The sequence below is a fragment of the Micromonospora sp. NPDC047467 genome (assembly GCF_040643095.1).
GTDB lineage: Bacteria > Actinomycetota > Actinomycetes > Mycobacteriales > Micromonosporaceae > Micromonospora.
Genome location: NZ_JBEYTO010000006.1, coordinates 151065 through 166347, shown reverse-complemented (window position 1 = coordinate 166347; position 15283 = coordinate 151065). Strand labels below are relative to the sequence as shown.

Here is a 15283-nt window from a genome sequence, read left to right as displayed (position 1 = left end):
CCTTACCCCCGCCACGACCCGACTATCCGTTACGGACCCCCCGGCCCTGGTACAACACGGCGGTGGACCGGGTCGGAACGATGCGCGGGGCACGGCCGGTGCGCGCCACACCCGACGCCCGGGTCCCCCGAGCCCGGCGCAGCAGCCAGGCGACCAGGCCGCCGACCTGCGGCCGGATGCCCCTCAGCCGCAACTCGACACCGTGCCGGGCGCACTCGACGACCAACGCACGAGCGTCCACGAACAACCGTGGATCGTGGATGCCGCGCGGCACCGCGGGCAGCCGCTCGGCGATCCGCACCGCGACCAGCCGAGCCAGCGCCGTGTCGTTAAGGGTGTCCAGCACCAGCAGGCCACCCGGACGCAGCAGCCGGCACGCCTCGGCCACCGCGCGCCGCCAGTCCGGCACATGCTCCAGCAGCTCACCGGCCGAGACCACGTCGGCGCAACCGTCGGGGAGCGGCACCGCGGTGGCATCGCCCTGCACCACCCGCACCCCGCGCTCGGCGGCCTGCACCAGCGCCGAGCGGGTCAGGTCCACACCGACATGGCGGTAACCCTTGCCGGCCAGGTGCGGCGCGAGCAGCCCGGCACCGCAGCCCAGGTCGACCAGGATCGCGTCGGGGCGGCCGGCCGGCGGCACCAGCGCCGCGCGGGCCTCGGCCAACCAGTGCAACATCGCGAACGCGCCATCCGGCCGCCACCACTCACCGGCCAGGTCGTCGTACTGGCGCGGGTCGTTGCGCGGCAGCACCCGGGGACCGGTGGACGCCGCGGCCGCAGCCACGTCTCGCATGGAAACGAGCGTGGCACGACTGCTCGGTAACGACCAGACTTCCCTTATGTCGTCCAGGGTGTTAGGGCTGGTCAGAGCGAGCCATCCGGAACCGGCCGCAGCGGTGACCACGGTGGCCGGTCTGCTCGCCTGGGGAGTGGGGCACCGACCGGCGGGAATCGTCTCGGTGGTGCTCGCCGTGCTGGCCAGCCAGCTCGCCGTCGGCTGGACCAACGACGCGCTGGACGCCGAACGGGACGCCACTGTGGGGCGTACCGACAAGCCGGTCGCCGCCGGCGCGGTGGGCCGACGCGCCACGGCCTGGGCTGCGGCGGCGGCCGCGGTGGCCTGCCCGCTGCTGGCGCTGACCACGAACCCCACGGCGGCGTTCTGGCTCACGGTCGCCCTGGTCTCCGCGCTGCTCTACGACTGGCCGCTCAAGGCCACCGCCTTCTCGGTGCTGCCATACGCCGTCTCCTTCGGCGCGCTGCCCGCCTTCGTGGTGCTGGGGCTGCCCGGCGAGCCGACCCCGCCGGCCTGGCTGCTGGTCGCGGCGGCCTGCCTGGGGGCCGGCGCGCACTTCGCCAACGTGCTGCCCGACCTCGCCGACGACGCCCGGACCGGGGTGCGCGGCCTGCCTCACCGACTCGGCGCGGCCGGCAGCCGGGCGGCCGCGGCGGGGCTGCTCCTCGCCGCGACCGCGACCCTGGTCCTGGGGCCACCCGGGCCGCCGTCGGCAGTCGGCCTGGCGGCGGTCGGCACGGCCGCCGTGGTGCCGCCACTGAGTTGGTACGCCGGACGCTCGGCGGCCCGCGCCGGCCGGCGGCCGGTGTCCGCTTTCCGGGCGGTGATGCTGGTGGCCCTCATCGACGTGGTTCTGCTGGTGGCGAGCGGCCGGGTGGTGTGAGAGGCACCCAAGAAGGTGGCATTGCCGGGTCCGTGTGCGGGCCTCGATCAGCTCCAACTACCCTGGAGCGCGGTCTGCGCGGGTAGGGCCACCATGCCCGGCGTGCGGCCGGGTGGGGATCGTAACGAGGAGGACCGACGTGACGCGCTCGATCAGGGGATCCCGGCGGGCGGCCCTGTTGCTGTCCGGTATTGCGGCTGCCAGCCTGCTGGTGTCCGGATGCGGCACCGGTCAGGTCGCCGAGACCGCGTTGAAGGAGCCGTCGATCCAGGGCGTCAACCTCACGACCCCCAACGGCGCCTACGCGGTACGCGGCCTGCTGATCGACTACCCCGGCACCGAGGGCTACCGCGCCGGCCAGGACGCGCCGCTCAACGCCGTGATCTACAACGACTCGAAGAGCACCGTGACGGTCACCGTCACCACCGAGAGCGCCCGCGAGGTGGTGATCTCGGGCGGTTCGGCGAGCCCGTCGCCCTCCGCCGAGGCTTCGGCCTCCGCCAGCCCGTCGGCCTCCGAATCCGGCTCGGCCAGCCCGTCGGCGACCCCGTCCGGCACCGGGTCGTCGTCGGCCACCCCGTCCGCGCCGGAGTCGGCGCGGGCATCGGGTTCGGCCAGCCCCGCCGCGCCGGGCCAGCCGGCCCGGATCGAGCTGGCACCGCAGAGCTACCTCCAGCTCAACTCCGAGGCCACCAGTCAGCTCCGGCTGATCGGCCTGAAGGAGGCGCTGCGCAGCGGGCAGAACGTCGTCGTGACGTTCGACTTCGGCAACGGCAACACGGTCACCAGCCCGGTGCCGATCGCGGTGCCGCTCACCGCGCCGCCGGTCCCCTCGCCGATCATCGAGCGCCTCGGCGGCCACGACGAGGGCGACACGACCCACGAGTGACCGACCTGCGCATCGACAGACACCCCGGCGTGGTGACCACCACGCCGGGGTGTTTTCGTCGCACGGGAAGGCTAGCGTCCTGATGTGACCACCTCCCGATCGACGTCGCCACGCGGCGGCACGGCCGGTGCCGCCCGCGGCCGGTCCGCCGCCCGCGAGCCGCGCCCGGCCTACGAGTGCGACGCCTGCGGGCACCAGCCCCCCAAATGGGTGGGGCGCTGCCCAGAGTGCGGCGAGTGGGGCTCGGTGGTCGAGTCCACGGTGACCGGCCCGACCGTCTCCGGTCGGGTGGTCAGCTCCCGGATGCCGGCCGAGCCGGCCCGGCCGATCGCCACCATCAGCGCCGCTCCGGCCCGCGCCCGGCCCACCGGCGTGAGCGAGCTCGACCGGGTGCTCGGCGGCGGGCTGGTCCCCGGGGCGGTGGTGCTGCTCGCTGGCGAGCCCGGCGTGGGCAAGTCGACCCTCCTGCTGGATGTGGCGCAGCAGTGGGCGGTCGGCGCCGGCAGCCCCTCGCTGGTGGTCAGCGGGGAAGAGTCGGTCAGTCAGGTGCGGTTGCGCGCCGAGCGGATGGGCACCCTGCACGACCAGCTCTACCTGGCGGCCGAGAGCGATCTGGCGGCGGTGCTCGGGCACCTCGACGCGGTCAAGCCCGGTCTGCTGGTGCTCGACTCGGTGCAGACCATCTCCACCACCGGCACCGAAGGGGTGCCCGGTGGGGTGACGCAGGTCCGCGCGGTCACCTCCGCGCTGGTCTCGGTCGCCAAGGAACGCGGCATCGCCACCGTGCTGGTTGGGCACGTCACCAAGGACGGCCAGGTGGCCGGGCCCCGGGTGCTGGAGCACCTGGTCGACGTGGTGCTGCACTTCGAGGGCGACAAGCACTCCTCGCTGCGCTTGGTGCGCGGCGTCAAGAACCGGTTCGGCGCGGCCGACGAGGTCGGCTGCTTCGAGATGCACGAGGGTGGCATCAGCAGCCTGGCCGACCCGTCCGGTCTGTTCCTGACCCGCTACTCGGAGCCGGTCCCCGGCACCTGCGTGACGGTGGCGATGGAGGGGCGACGGGCACTGGTCACCGAGGTGCAGGCGCTGATCGGCGCGACGGTGGCCGGCTCGCCCCGCCGTACGGTCTCCGGCCTCGACTCGGCCCGCCTCGCCATGGTGCTCGCGGTGCTGCAACGGCGCACCGAGCGGTTGACGCTGCACGACCGGGAGGTCTTCGCGGCCACCGTGGGCGGCATCCGGGTGGTGGAGCCGGCGGCCGACCTGGCCGTCGCGTTGGCGGTCGCGTCCGGCGGGCTCAACCTGGCGATCGCGCCGCACCTCGTGGCGATCGGCGAGGTGGGCCTGACCGGTGAGGTGCGCCGGGTCGGTGCGGTGCCCCGCCGGCTGGCCGAGGCGGCCCGACTGGGGTTCAAGGTCGCCCTGGTTCCGCCGGGTTGCGGCCCGACCAGCACCGGCGCCGGGCCCGAGCAGATGCGAGTGACCGAGGTCACTGACGTCCGCTCGGCACTGCACCATGCGGCTCGCGCGTCCGCCGAGTGACCCACCGTGCCGACGCGGACGGCCATACCGGACACCACGGCGCCAGCGGAAATGCTCGGAAGGGGCAGCATCGTGACACATCACAGTAACCACGACAGCACCCACCGCACGGCAGTCCGTAGACTGTGCCCGTGCCGATCGACCGCGACACCACCAAGCCTGCCGGCGCGCCACCCCAGGCCCGCACCGGCGCTGTGGGCTCGCCAGCCCGCCCGATCAGCGTGAGCGTCACCGCCGCCGCCGGCAGCGCCGGCGACCCGCTGCGGGCCAACCTTGCCCTGATGGCACCCGGCACCGCGCTGCGGGACGGGTTGGAGCGCATCCTGCGCGGGCGTACGGGCGCGCTCATCGTGCTCGGTTACGACAAGGTCGTCGAGGGCCTCTGCACCGGCGGCTTCCCGCTGGACGTGGAGTTCTCCGCGACCCGGGTCCGCGAGCTGTGCAAGATGGATGGTGCGGTGGTGCTGTCCAGCGACGGCACCCGCATCGTCCGGGCGGCCGTGCACCTGATGCCCGACCCGTCCATCCCGACCGAGGAGTCAGGCACCCGGCACCGCACCGCCGAGCGGGTGGCACGGCAGACCGGCTACCCGGTCATCTCGGTCAGCCAGTCCATGCGGATCATCAGCCTCTACGTCAACGGTCAGCGGCACGTGCTCGACGACTCGGCGGCGATCCTGTCCCGGGCCAACCAGGCGCTCGCCACCCTGGAGCGCTACAAGCTCCGGCTGGACGAGGTCTCCGGCACGCTGTCCGCCCTCGAGATAGAGGATCTGGTCACCGTACGGGACGCGGTGGCGGTGGTGCAGCGACTGGAGATGGTCCGCCGGATCGCCGACGAGATCGCCGGTTACGTGGTCGAGTTGGGCACCGACGGCCGACTGCTCGCCCTCCAGCTCGACGAGCTGATGGCCGGCGTGGACGCCGACCGCACGCTTGTCATCCGGGACTACCTGCCGGTCGGCCGCAAGTCCCGCACCCTGGATGAGGCGCTGGTCGAGCTCGACCTGCTCGGTGCCACCGAGCTCATCGACCTGGTGTCGGTCGCCAAGGCGATCGGCTACCCGGCCGCCTCTGATGCGCTGGACGCCGCCGTCAGCCCACGTGGCTTCCGGCTGCTGGCCAAGGTGCCCCGCCTGCCGGTGGCCGTGGTCGACCGCCTGGTGCTGCACTTCGGCAGCCTCCAGCGGTTGCTAGGCGCGACCGTGGAGGATCTGCAGGCCGTCGAGGGGGTGGGCGACGCCCGCGCCCGGGGCGTCCGGGAGGGGCTGTCCCGGCTCGCCGAGGCATCCATCCTGGAGCGGTACGTCTGATCCGGCTCAGCCGGTAATGGTGATCTTCACGGGTGCGCTGAGCTTGGTGCCGACCCGGGCGAACGCCTGGTACGTCCCCGCCTGCGGGAACGGGCCAGCGGCCAGCCCACTGCCGTCGCACCGGGTGGCGTCCCGCCCGTTCCAACCCACCTGGTAGGAGCGCTCGAAGTTCGGCGTGAAGGTCTGCACGTCCGAGCCCTGGACCTTGCCGCAGGTGTCCGAGGACCACACCTTCTCGGCACCGGACTTGATGAAGATCTCTTGGAGGTCGGCGCCGACGTTGCGGCTGCACGTCCGGTCCGACGTGTTCTTGATCTTCAACTGGAGGTCGACCACCGCCCCGCGCTGCACCGAGGTCGGCCGCGCCACCGCTGTCACACTGATCTCCGCGTCGGTGCAGGTGCTGTCGTCCGCCGAGCCGGCGGATCCTGGCGGCGGGTTGTTGCTGGTGATCTCGGGGGCCGGCTCCGTGGTCTCAGGAGCGGCGGACCCGGACGCAGACGGAACCCCGGTCTGCGGTGTCAGCACCGGCCCGGCCGGCCCCGGGCTCGCGGTTGACGGGCTCACGGTCGGCGTCGGCGTAGCCCCCGCCTCCGTTCGCCCGCCCGAGCGACCCGAGCCGGTGCAGGAATAGAGCAGGACAATCAGGAAGAGAAGCCCCGCTCCGAGTACGACGGCGCGACGCCGCCAGTACACGGCGGGTGGCAGGGGGCCGACCGTCAGACGCATGATGCCCCCCACCGTAGCCGCGCCGCACCCACCAGCCCGGCACGACGCGCCGTAACGCCACCCCGACGACCCAACAACCCTCTACTAGGGACGGAGGCGGCGATCGCCCGCGGCCCGATCAGAGGTAGACCTTTCGCTGGTAGACGGCATGTGCGCCGGCCACCCGGTCCAGGAAGAGCAGACCGGCGCAGTGGTCGATCTCGTGCTGCAACGCCCGCGCCTCGAAACCGTCGGTCACCAACCGCACCGCCGCGCCGCTGCCCGGCAGATCACCCTCCACGACCAGCCGGCTGGCCCGTTTCACGTCCCCGGTCAGGTCCGGCACCGACATGCAGCCCTCCCGGCCCGGCTTCCACCTCGTCGCCTCGACGACCCGGGCGTTGCAGAGCACGAACGTGCCGTGCACGGTGACCGCCTTCGGATGCCCGGTCACGTCGACGGCGAAGACCCGAGCGCCCACGCCGATCTGCGGCGCGGCCAAGCCCACGCAGCCCGGCGAGACCCGCATGGTGGCCACCAGATCGGCGGCCAGCCGGACGGTCTCCTCGGCCGTCGGATCGACGTCACCCCCGGCCTGGCTCAACACCGGGTGCGGGGCCGACACGACGGCCCGCACCTCACCCGGCACCGCCAACGACTCCGGTGTCCAGTCACCCAGGCCGGCGTACGCCTCGACGTCCGGACCGCTCCGTTCGCCGCTCACAGCAGGTCCGGGTCTGCCGGCCGGAGTGTGACCTCCACGCCCAGTTCGGCGGCCGTCCGGTGCAGCCGGTCGGCCAGCGTGTCCGCGACACCGGCCGGCAACTCGACCTCAGCCAGCACCACGTAGAGCGAACCCGCCAACCGGGTGCTCAGGTCGGTGACGTTTCCACCGGCGTCCACCAGCACCCGGGTCATGGCCGCGACGATGCCCATCCGGTCCGACCCGTGCACCGCCATCACGTAAGGCTCTCCGACTGGGGCAACCTCACCGTCTGGCGTGACCGCGCGTACGGTCGCCAGCAGCTGCCCCTCGGCGGCCAGCGCCTCCAGCGCCGCCTCGACCTCGGCGGCGGCCGGCCCGGTGCAGATGAGGGTCATCGCGAAATGCCCCCGCAGGCGGGTCATCGTGCTGTCGGTGAGGTTCGCGCCCAACCGGGCCAGGACCTCGGCGACGTCGGCCACGATGCCCGGCCGGTCACGGCCGATGACGGTGATCGCGAGCTCGTTCATCCGCGCATTCTGCCCGATCCGCCCACCATCGCGTCGACACCCCGCCCGAGCCGCCCATCCAGCGGGAACACATCGCGTGACATCATCGACGGCGCCATGACTCAACCCGATTTCGCCGCCCTGGTCAGCCGATGGTTCCAGCAGCACGCCCGCGACCTGCCGTGGCGCGAGCCCGGGGTCACACCGTGGGCCATCCTGGTCAGCGAGGTCATGCTCCAGCAGACACCGGTGGTCCGGGTCGTCCCGGCCTGGCACGCCTGGCTGGCCCGCTGGCCGGAGCCGGCCGCGCTGGCTGCGGACACACCCGCCGAGGCCATCCGGATGTGGGGACGCCTCGGCTACCCCCGTCGGGCCGTCCGGCTGCGGGAGTGCGCGGTCGCGATCGTGCAGCGGCACGGCGGCCAGGTGCCGGACCGGCTGGAGCAGCTCCTGGCGCTGCCCGGGGTGGGCACGTACACGGCTCGGGCGGTGGCCGCGTTCGCGTACGGGCAGCGGCATCCGGTGGTCGACACCAACGTACGGCGGGTGGTCAGCCGGGCCGTGGCCGGCGAACCGGACGCCGGGCCGGTCACCCGCCCGGCCGACCTGGTCGCCACCGAGGAGTTGCTCCCGACGGAGCCGGCCGCGGCTGCGCTGGCCAGCGCCGGGTTCATGGAGCTGGGCGCGGTGATCTGCACGGCCCGGTCGCCGCGCTGCCCGGCCTGCCCGGTCGAGTCGGTCTGCGCGTGGCGGGCCTCCGGGCAGGCGGCGCCGGCCGGGCCGACCCGCCGCCCCCAGCGGTACGCGGGCACCGATCGGCAGGTACGCGGACTGTTGCTCGGGGTGCTCCGGGAGACCACCGGGCCGGTCCCACACCAGCGGCTCGACCAGGTCTGGACCGATGACGTGCAGCGCGCCCGCGCCCTGGCCGGCCTCGTGCAGGACGGCCTGGTCGAACCGGTCGGCGCCGACTCCTTCCGCCTGGCCGGAGACGGCCCGTCCCTCCCGACCGCCGACCTCACCACCTGACCCGCCGAACCCTTCGGCGCGCCCCCGCCGGCCGCTGCGGCGCAGGCCTTGATTCGGCGCGCCCCCGCCGGCCGCTGGGGCGCAGGCCTTGATCGACTCCATATCGCCGATATCGGGGTTTCCCGGGGGCAGGACACCGCCATGTCGCCGATACGGAGTCGATCACCGCACGAGGCGCACGGCGCCTCCGAGGTGTTAGCCGCGCATGGTGAGCGGACAGCGCAAAAGGCGGGGCCCGGTGGCTTGCGCCACCAGACCCCGCCCTCTTGCTGCTGGTTGAGCTACTCGTCCGCGCCTGCGGCGGCGGTGCCACCGAGGTCGGCCGGCACGGCGTCCGGAACCTCGACCGGCTTCTCCGCGCCCCGGAAGACGAGCTTGGACTTGTCGATGTCGTTCGGGTCGCCTTCGCAGTCCACCACGACGATCTGACCGGGGGTCAGCTCGTTGAACAGGATCCGCTCGGAGAGGTTGTCCTCGATGTCGCGCTGGATCGTGCGACGAAGCGGACGGGCACCGAGCACCGGGTCGAAGCCCTTCAGCGCCAGGTACTTCTTGGCGTTGTCGGTCAGCTCCAGACCCATGTCCTTGTTGTGCAGCTGCGTCTCGATCCGCCGGATCATGATGTCCACGATCGAGAGGATCTCGTTCTGCCGCAGCTGGTGGAAGACGATGGTGTCGTCGATCCGGTTGAGGAACTCAGGCCGGAAGTGCTGCTTGAGCTCGTCGTTGACCTTCTGCTTCATCCGGTCGTAGTTGGACTCGGAGTCCTCCGACTGCTGGAAGCCCAGCGACACGGCCTTGGCCACGTCGCGGGTGCCCAGGTTGGTGGTCAGGATGATGACCGTGTTCTTGAAGTCCACGATCCGACCCTGACCGTCGGTGAGCCGACCGTCCTCCAGGATCTGCAGGAGCGTGTTGAACACGTCCGGGTGGGCCTTCTCGATCTCGTCGAAGAGGACCACCGAGAACGGCCGACGACGCACCTTCTCGGTCAGCTGCCCGCCCTCGTCGTAGCCGACGTAACCGGGAGGGGCACCCACCAGCCGGGAGACCGTGTAGCGGTCGTGGAACTCGGACATGTCCAGCTGGATGAGGGCGTCCTCGCTGCCGAACAGGAACTCGGCGAGCGCCTTGGACAGCTCGGTCTTACCGACACCGGACGGGCCGGCGAAGATGAATGAGCCCGACGGGCGCTTCGGGTCCTTCAGGCCGGCCCGGGTACGCCGGATCGCCTTCGAGACCGCCTTGACCGCGTCCTCCTGGCCGATGACGCGCTTGTGCAGCTCGTCCTCCATGCGCAGCAGGCGCGAGGTCTCCTCCTCGGTCAGCTTGTAGACCGGGATGCCCGTCCAGTTGCCGAGCACCTCGGCGATCTGCTCGTCGTCGACCTCGCTGACGACGTCCAGGTCACCGGCCTTCCACTCCTTCTCCCGCTGCGCCTTCTGACCAAGGAGCTGCTTCTCCTTGTCACGCAGCTGGGCGGCGCGCTCGAAGTCCTGCGCGTCGATCGCGGACTCCTTGTCGCGACGCACCTGGGCGATGCGCTCGTCGAAGTCACGCAGGTCTGGCGGCGCGGTCATCCGACGGATCCGCATCCGGGCACCGGCCTCGTCGATCAGGTCGATCGCCTTGTCCGGCAGGAAGCGGTCGGAGATGTACCTGTCGGCCAGCGTCGCGGCAGCCACGAGAGCGGCGTCGGTGATGCTCACCCGGTGGTGCGCCTCGTAGCGGTCGCGCAGGCCCTTGAGGATCTCGATGGTGTGGGCCAGCGACGGCTCACCCACCTGGATCGGCTGGAATCGACGCTCAAGCGCGGCGTCCTTCTCCAGGTGCTTGCGGTATTCGTCGAGCGTGGTGGCGCCGATGGTCTGCAGCTCACCACGGGCCAGCATCGGCTTGAGGATGCTCGCCGCGTCGATCGCGCCCTCGGCGGCACCCGCACCCACCAGGGTGTGGATCTCGTCGATGAACAGGATGATGTCGCCGCGCGTGCGGATCTCCTTGAGCACCTTCTTGAGGCGCTCCTCGAAGTCACCGCGGTAGCGGGAACCAGCGACCAGCGCACCGAGGTCGAGCGTGTAGAGCTGCTTGTCCTTCAGAGTCTCGGGCACCTCGCCCTTGATGATCTTCTGGGAAAGCCCCTCCACCACGGCGGTCTTACCGACGCCGGGCTCACCGATCAGGACCGGGTTGTTCTTGGTACGGCGGGAGAGCACCTGCATGACCCGCTCGATTTCCTTCTCGCGCCCGATGACCGGGTCGAGCTTGCCCTCGCGGGCGGCCTGGGTCAGGTTACGGCCGAACTGGTCCAGCACCAGGCTGGTCGACGGCGCGGCCTCACCCGGGGCGGCGCCAGCGGCGGCCGGCTCCTTGCCCTGGTAGCCGGAGAGGAGCTGGATCACCTGCTGGCGGACCCGGTTGAGGTCGGCGCCGAGCTTGACCAGCACCTGGGCGGCGACGCCCTCACCCTCGCGGATCAGACCGAGCAGGATGTGCTCCGTGCCGATGTAGTTGTGCCCGAGCTGCAGCGCCTCGCGCAGCGACAGCTCCAGCACCTTCTTGGCCCGCGGCGTGAACGGGATGTGCCCGCTCGGCGCCTGCTGGCCCTGGCCGATGATCTCCTCGACCTGCTGGCGGACGCCCTCCAGGGAGATGCCGAGGCTCTCCAGGGCTTTAGCCGCGACGCCTTCACCTTCGTGGATCAGGCCCAGCAGGATGTGTTCCGTACCGATGTAGTTGTGGTTGAGCATCCGGGCCTCTTCTTGGGCCAGGACGACAACCCGTCGCGCTCGGTCGGTGAACCGCTCGAACATGCCCTCGTGCTCCTCACGTGCCGTGCGCCTTGATGGTCAAGATCTTGGCGGGGCCGGTGCACGAACGTCCAGGACGGGCGTCCGTGCCTCCTTACTCTATCGTCGCTGACCGACTCAGCTGAGGTCGTGTGTCTCTGCTCTGGGTCAGTTCCACGTCGTTTTACACAACCGTCCGCGCTCAGGAGGTGTTCCGGTACCCCTGTCGCTACGCGCAGAGCGAAATCCGACCGGCGCGACAGAAGCCCTCTCCCGGCCCTCGGAGCGTCTCCGGGGCCCTGCGGAGGGCGGACCGGCGCCGGCGACGAGCACCACGCGCGGCCCTCAGGGAGTTATCCACAGGCTGTGGATTTCCACTCCACTGGTTGTGGACAACGTCGGTCCGGCCCGAAAGCTTCCCCGGGCCGCGAACCCGGCCGGCACCGCCGGGCCCGTCCCTTCACACGGCGACGCCGGCCCGGAGAATCTCCGGCCCGGCGTCGGTGTCGCCCTCGGTGGCCGCCGGCCACCAATTGCTGAACGGATCAGCGCTTGGCGTGATACTCGTCGACGATCTCCTGCGGGATACGACCCCGATCCGAGATGTCCTTGCCGGCCTTCTTGGCCCACTCCCGGATCGCCTTGTTCTGCTCCCGGTCGGCGGTCGCGCCACCCCTGCCGCGGGCAGCCCGTCCACCGATCACCACGCCACCGCGACCCACCTTGGTGCCCGCGCCGACGTACGGCGCGAATACGTCGCGCAATTTCGCGGCGTTGACACCGGACAGGTCGATCTCGTACTGAACGCCGTCGAGCGCGAACTTGACGGTCTCGTCAGCGTCCCCGCCGTCCAGGTCATCGACCAGCTTGTGAATGATTTGCTTGGCCACGTCCCACATTCCTTTCAAGCAGGGTGCCCTGCTAACGAGAGCACAATAACCCCCGCACTGCTCGCCTCGTCAATGGGATGCGGTTCCGACTCGCTGAGAGCCAGCTGTGACTACTCCGGGCGGACCAGCGGGAAGAGGATCGTTTCCCGAATTCCGAGGCCCGTCAGGGCCATCAACAGCCGGTCGATTCCCATTCCCATACCGCCCGCCGGCGGCATTCCGTACTCCATCGCCCGGAGAAAGTCCTCATCGAGACGCATCGCCTCGTCGTCGCCTCGGGCGGCGAGCTGCGCCTGGGCCAGCAGCCGTTCCCGCTGCACCACCGGGTCGACCAGCTCGGAGTACGCGGTGCCCAGCTCGAAGCCGAGCACGTAGAGGTCCCACTTCTCCGCCAGGCCCGGCTCGGTGCGGTGCGCCCGGGTCAGCGGGCTGGTCTCCTCCGGGTAGTCCCGAACGAAGGTGGGCGCCTCCAGGCCGGGCACGACCAGTTCCTCGAACAGTTCCTCGGCCAGCTTGCCCGGGCCCCACTTCGGGTCGACGGCCAATCCCACCTTGTCGGCATACTCCACCAGACGGGACCGTTCGGTGCGGACCGTGACCTCCTCGCCGAGCGCCTCTGAAAGGACTCCGAAGAGTGTCACCGAGCGCCACTCGCCGCCGAGGTCGAACTCACGCCCGTCCGCGTGGGTCACCACGGTCGAGCCGCCGACCGCGATCGCCGCCTGTTGCACGAGATTGCGGGTCAACTCGGCCATCGTGTCGTAGTCGCCGTACGCCTGGTAGGTCTCCAGCATCGCGAACTCGGGCGAGTGCGAAGAGTCGACGCCCTCATTACGGAAGTTGCGGTTGATCTCGAAGACGCGATCGACGCCGCCGACCACGGCGCGCTTGAGAAACAGTTCCGGGGCGATTCGCAGATACAGATCCGTACTCAACGCATTGCTGTGGGTCACGAACGGTCGGGCCGCTGCTCCACCATGCAACAGTTGTAGCATCGGCGTTTCCACCTCGATGTAACCCTGCCCGTGCAGTGAATCGCGGAGACTGCGCACCGCCGCGGCGCGGGTACGGACCATCTGCCGGGCCTGCGGCCGGACGATCAGGTCGACGTAGCGCTGCCGGACCCGGGCCTCCTCGGAGAGCGGCTTGTGCGCCACCGGCAGTGGCCGCAGCGCCTTGGCGGTCATGTCCCACCGCTCGGCCAGCACGGACAACTCACCCCGGCGGCTGGTGATCACCTCACCGGTCACGCCGACGTGGTCACCGAGGTCGACCAGGCGCTTCCAGGCCTCCAGCCGCTCCGGCCCGACCCGGTCCAGGGAGAGCATCGCCTGCAACTCGGTGCCGTCACCGTCGCGCAGGGTCGCGAAGCAGAGCTTTCCGGTGTTGCGTACGAAGATCACCCGGCCCGTGACCGAGACCTGGTCGCCGGTCGCGGTGTCCGTGGCCAGGTCGGCGTACTTCGCGCGGATCTCGGCGAGGGTGGTCGTCCGGGAGAAACCGACCGGGTACGGCTCGATGCCCTCGGCGAGCATCCGGTCCCGCTTCTCCCGGCGGACCTTCATCTGCTCGGGAAGGTCGTCGGCGGGGTCCACTGGCACGGCGTTCTGCTCGCTCACGGCACGCTTCCTCGTCACGAAAGATTACGGGGGGTCAGGCCCGAGCGTACTCAAGCGTTCCGGGGGTCGTTACCGGATAACCTGCCCGCCATGGTCGATCACACTCACGCCCTCTCCTTTGGCGCTGCGGCGAGCGATTACGACCGGTTTCGACCCCGTTATCCGGAAGCGGCGGTCCGCTGGGCACTTGATGGGTTGAGCGACGCCCGGGTGGTCGACCTGGGCGCGGGCACGGGCATCCTGACCCGCGCCCTGCTGGCCCTCGGCCATGAGGTCGTACCCGTCGAGCCAGATCCGGGGATGCGAGCGCAACTCGCGGACGCCACGCCGGGCACGACGGCGCTCGCGGGCAGCGCCGAGGCCGTGCCGCTGCCCGACGGCGCGGCGGACGCGGTGCTGGTCGGCACGGCCTACCACTGGTTCGACCGGGAGCCCGCGCACGCCGAGATCGCCCGCGTACTCCGGCCCGGCGGCGCCTTCGCGCCGATCTGGAACGTCCGGGACGACCGGCTCGACTGGGTGGCGGAGCTGAGCCGGATCGCCCACATCGGGGAGAAGTCCGCCAACCTGATCGAGAGCTACACCGACTTCGGCCCGGCCTTCGACGCCATCGAGCTCGGCGAGTTCACCCACCGCACCACGCTCACCCCCGACGGGGTGCTCGGGATGATCCGCACCCGCTCGTACTGGCTCACCGCGTCCAGCACGGACCGGCAGCGGGTCGAGCGGGAGCTGCGGCACCTCCTGGACAGCCACCCGGACCTGGCCGGTCGGGAGGCCGTCGAGCTGCCATACCGCACGATCGTCCTGCGCGCCCGGCGGCGCTGAGCCCCACCGGCGTCAGAGATTGCGGTCGTAGACCATCCGCAGACCGATCAGCGTGATCATCGGCTCGTGGTGGGTGATGCTGTGGCACTCGTTGATCACCAGGGAGGCGAGGCCGCCGGTGGCGATCACCGCCTTCACCTCACCCAACTCCTCGGTCATCCGCTCGACGATCCGATCCACCTGGCCGGCGAAGCCGAAGTACAGGCCGGATTGGAGGCACTCCACGGTGTTCTTGCCGATCACCGAGCGGGGCTTGGTCGCCTCGACCTTGCGCAGCTGGGCGGCCCGGGCGGCCAGCGCGTCGAAGGAGATCTCGATGCCCGGGGCGAACGCCCCTCCGAGGAACTCGCCCCGACCGCTGATCACGTCGAAGTTGGTTGTCGTGCCGAAGTCCACCACGATCGACGGCCCGCCGTAGAGGGTGTACGCGGCAAGCGTGTTCACCACCCGGTCGGCGCCCACCTCCTTCGGGTTGTCGATCGCCAACTGCACACCCGTCCGCACCCCGGGCTCGACGATCACGCTCGGCACGTCGGCGTAGTAACGGCCGAGCATGGTCCGCAGCGACCGCAGCGCGGCCGGCACCGTGGAGCAGGCGGCCACGCCGGTGATCTCGACGTTGTCCGCGGCGAGCAGGCCCCGGAACTTCAGGCCCAGCTCGTCCGCCGTCGAGCGGGCATCGGTCTTGATCCGCCAGGAGTGCACCAGCTTGTCGCCGTCGAAGGTCGCCAGCACGGTGTTGGTGTTTCCGATGTCGATGCAGAGCAGCACGCACGCAGCCT

14 protein-coding genes are annotated in these 15283 nt (G+C 71.0%); 6 read left to right on the top strand and 8 right to left on the bottom strand.

Features of this window, described 5'->3' with window-relative positions:
* Positions 1-22 precede the first annotated feature (22 nt).
* On the bottom strand, positions 23-796 hold the full coding sequence (locus ABZ780_RS18440) for a methyltransferase domain-containing protein (RefSeq protein ID WP_357486767.1): 774 nt from the start codon (positions 794-796) through the stop codon (positions 23-25).
* Positions 797-842: 46 nt separating this feature from the next.
* Between ABZ780_RS18440 and ABZ780_RS18435 the strand changes: the two genes are divergently transcribed.
* The 4 genes from ABZ780_RS18435 (at position 843) to disA (ending at position 5426) form a co-directional block, all read left to right on the top strand.
* Positions 843-1682 (top strand): UbiA family prenyltransferase, encoded by an 840-nt coding sequence (locus ABZ780_RS18435; protein WP_357486766.1) that lies wholly within the window; start codon positions 843-845, stop codon positions 1680-1682.
* Between the two features lie 139 nt (positions 1683-1821).
* Positions 1822-2571: a hypothetical protein gene (locus ABZ780_RS18430; RefSeq protein WP_357486764.1), complete on the top strand. Its 750-nt coding sequence runs from the start codon at positions 1822-1824 to the stop codon at positions 2569-2571.
* Positions 2572-2655: 84 nt separating this feature from the next.
* Positions 2656-4113 carry a DNA repair protein RadA gene (gene radA / locus ABZ780_RS18425; protein WP_357009942.1) on the top strand — a complete coding sequence of 486 codons (1458 nt, stop codon included), beginning with the start codon at positions 2656-2658 and terminating at the stop codon, positions 4111-4113.
* Between the two features lie 131 nt (positions 4114-4244).
* Positions 4245-5426, top strand: a complete 1182-nt coding sequence (disA, locus tag ABZ780_RS18420; protein ID WP_007466050.1) for a DNA integrity scanning diadenylate cyclase DisA — start codon at positions 4245-4247, stop codon at positions 5424-5426.
* A 6-nt stretch (positions 5427-5432) separates the two neighbouring features.
* Here the strand turns inward: disA and ABZ780_RS18415 are convergent, their stop codons facing one another.
* The 3 genes from ABZ780_RS18415 to ABZ780_RS18405 all read right to left on the bottom strand — a co-directional run bounded on the left by ABZ780_RS18415 (position 5433) and on the right by ABZ780_RS18405 (position 7367).
* The gene (locus tag ABZ780_RS18415; RefSeq protein ID WP_357486762.1) at positions 5433-6155 is read right to left on the bottom strand and encodes a hypothetical protein; all 723 of its coding nucleotides are present in this window, start codon (positions 6153-6155) and stop codon (positions 5433-5435) included.
* A 118-nt stretch (positions 6156-6273) separates the two neighbouring features.
* The gene (locus tag ABZ780_RS18410; protein WP_357486761.1) at positions 6274-6858 is read right to left on the bottom strand and encodes a peptide deformylase; all 585 of its coding nucleotides are present in this window, start codon (positions 6856-6858) and stop codon (positions 6274-6276) included.
* On the bottom strand, positions 6855-7367 hold the full coding sequence (locus ABZ780_RS18405; protein WP_357009933.1) for an ACT domain-containing protein: 513 nt from the start codon (positions 7365-7367) through the stop codon (positions 6855-6857). Before ABZ780_RS18405 ends, ABZ780_RS18410 begins: the two co-directional genes overlap by 4 nt.
* A gap of 96 nt (positions 7368-7463) precedes the next feature.
* Between ABZ780_RS18405 and ABZ780_RS18400 the strand changes: the two genes are divergently transcribed.
* Positions 7464-8375, top strand: a complete 912-nt coding sequence (locus tag ABZ780_RS18400; protein ID WP_357486759.1) for an A/G-specific adenine glycosylase — start codon at positions 7464-7466, stop codon at positions 8373-8375.
* A 281-nt stretch (positions 8376-8656) separates the two neighbouring features.
* Here the strand turns inward: ABZ780_RS18400 and ABZ780_RS18395 are convergent, their stop codons facing one another.
* The 3 genes from ABZ780_RS18395 to lysS form a co-directional block, all read right to left on the bottom strand.
* A complete protein-coding gene (locus ABZ780_RS18395) occupies positions 8657-11188 on the bottom strand; it encodes an ATP-dependent Clp protease ATP-binding subunit (protein ID WP_357009928.1) in 2532 nt (843 codons plus the stop codon).
* A gap of 521 nt (positions 11189-11709) precedes the next feature.
* Positions 11710-12054, bottom strand: coding sequence for an Lsr2 family protein (locus ABZ780_RS18390; protein WP_357009926.1), 345 nt, complete (start codon positions 12052-12054; stop codon positions 11710-11712).
* 110 nt (positions 12055-12164) lie between these two features.
* The gene (gene lysS / locus ABZ780_RS18385; RefSeq protein ID WP_357009923.1) at positions 12165-13673 is read right to left on the bottom strand and encodes a lysine--tRNA ligase; all 1509 of its coding nucleotides are present in this window, start codon (positions 13671-13673) and stop codon (positions 12165-12167) included.
* Between the two features lie 90 nt (positions 13674-13763).
* On the opposite strand from lysS, the gene ABZ780_RS18380 reads away from it, so the two are divergent.
* Complete coding sequence (locus ABZ780_RS18380; RefSeq protein WP_357486757.1) at positions 13764-14501, top strand: class I SAM-dependent methyltransferase; 738 nt, start codon at positions 13764-13766, stop codon at positions 14499-14501.
* A gap of 12 nt (positions 14502-14513) precedes the next feature.
* On the opposite strand, the gene ABZ780_RS18375 is transcribed toward ABZ780_RS18380, so the two are convergent.
* Complete coding sequence (locus ABZ780_RS18375) at positions 14514-15272, bottom strand: type III pantothenate kinase (protein ID WP_357009917.1); 759 nt, start codon at positions 15270-15272, stop codon at positions 14514-14516.
* Between the last annotated feature and the right edge of the window lie 11 nt (positions 15273-15283).

Bases quoted from the DNA above. Each gene is read 5' to 3' on its own strand.
- ABZ780_RS18440 (WP_357486767.1), bottom strand. From the start codon at position 796: ATGCGAGACGTGGCTGCGGCCGCGGCGTCCACCGGTCCCCGGGTGCTG.
- ABZ780_RS18405 (WP_357009933.1), bottom strand. From the start codon at position 7,367: ATGAACGAGCTCGCGATCACCGTCATCGGCCGTGACCGGCCGGGCATC.
- ABZ780_RS18400 (WP_357486759.1), top strand. From the start codon at position 7,464: ATGACTCAACCCGATTTCGCCGCCCTGGTCAGCCGATGGTTCCAGCAG.
- ABZ780_RS18380 (WP_357486757.1), top strand. From the start codon at position 13,764: ATGGTCGATCACACTCACGCCCTCTCCTTTGGCGCTGCGGCGAGCGAT.
- ABZ780_RS18395 (WP_357009928.1), bottom strand. From the start codon at position 11,188: ATGTTCGAGCGGTTCACCGACCGAGCGCGACGGGTTGTCGTCCTGGCC.
- ABZ780_RS18435 (WP_357486766.1), top strand. From the start codon at position 843: ATGTCGTCCAGGGTGTTAGGGCTGGTCAGAGCGAGCCATCCGGAACCG.
- ABZ780_RS18415 (WP_357486762.1), bottom strand. From the start codon at position 6,155: ATGCGTCTGACGGTCGGCCCCCTGCCACCCGCCGTGTACTGGCGGCGT.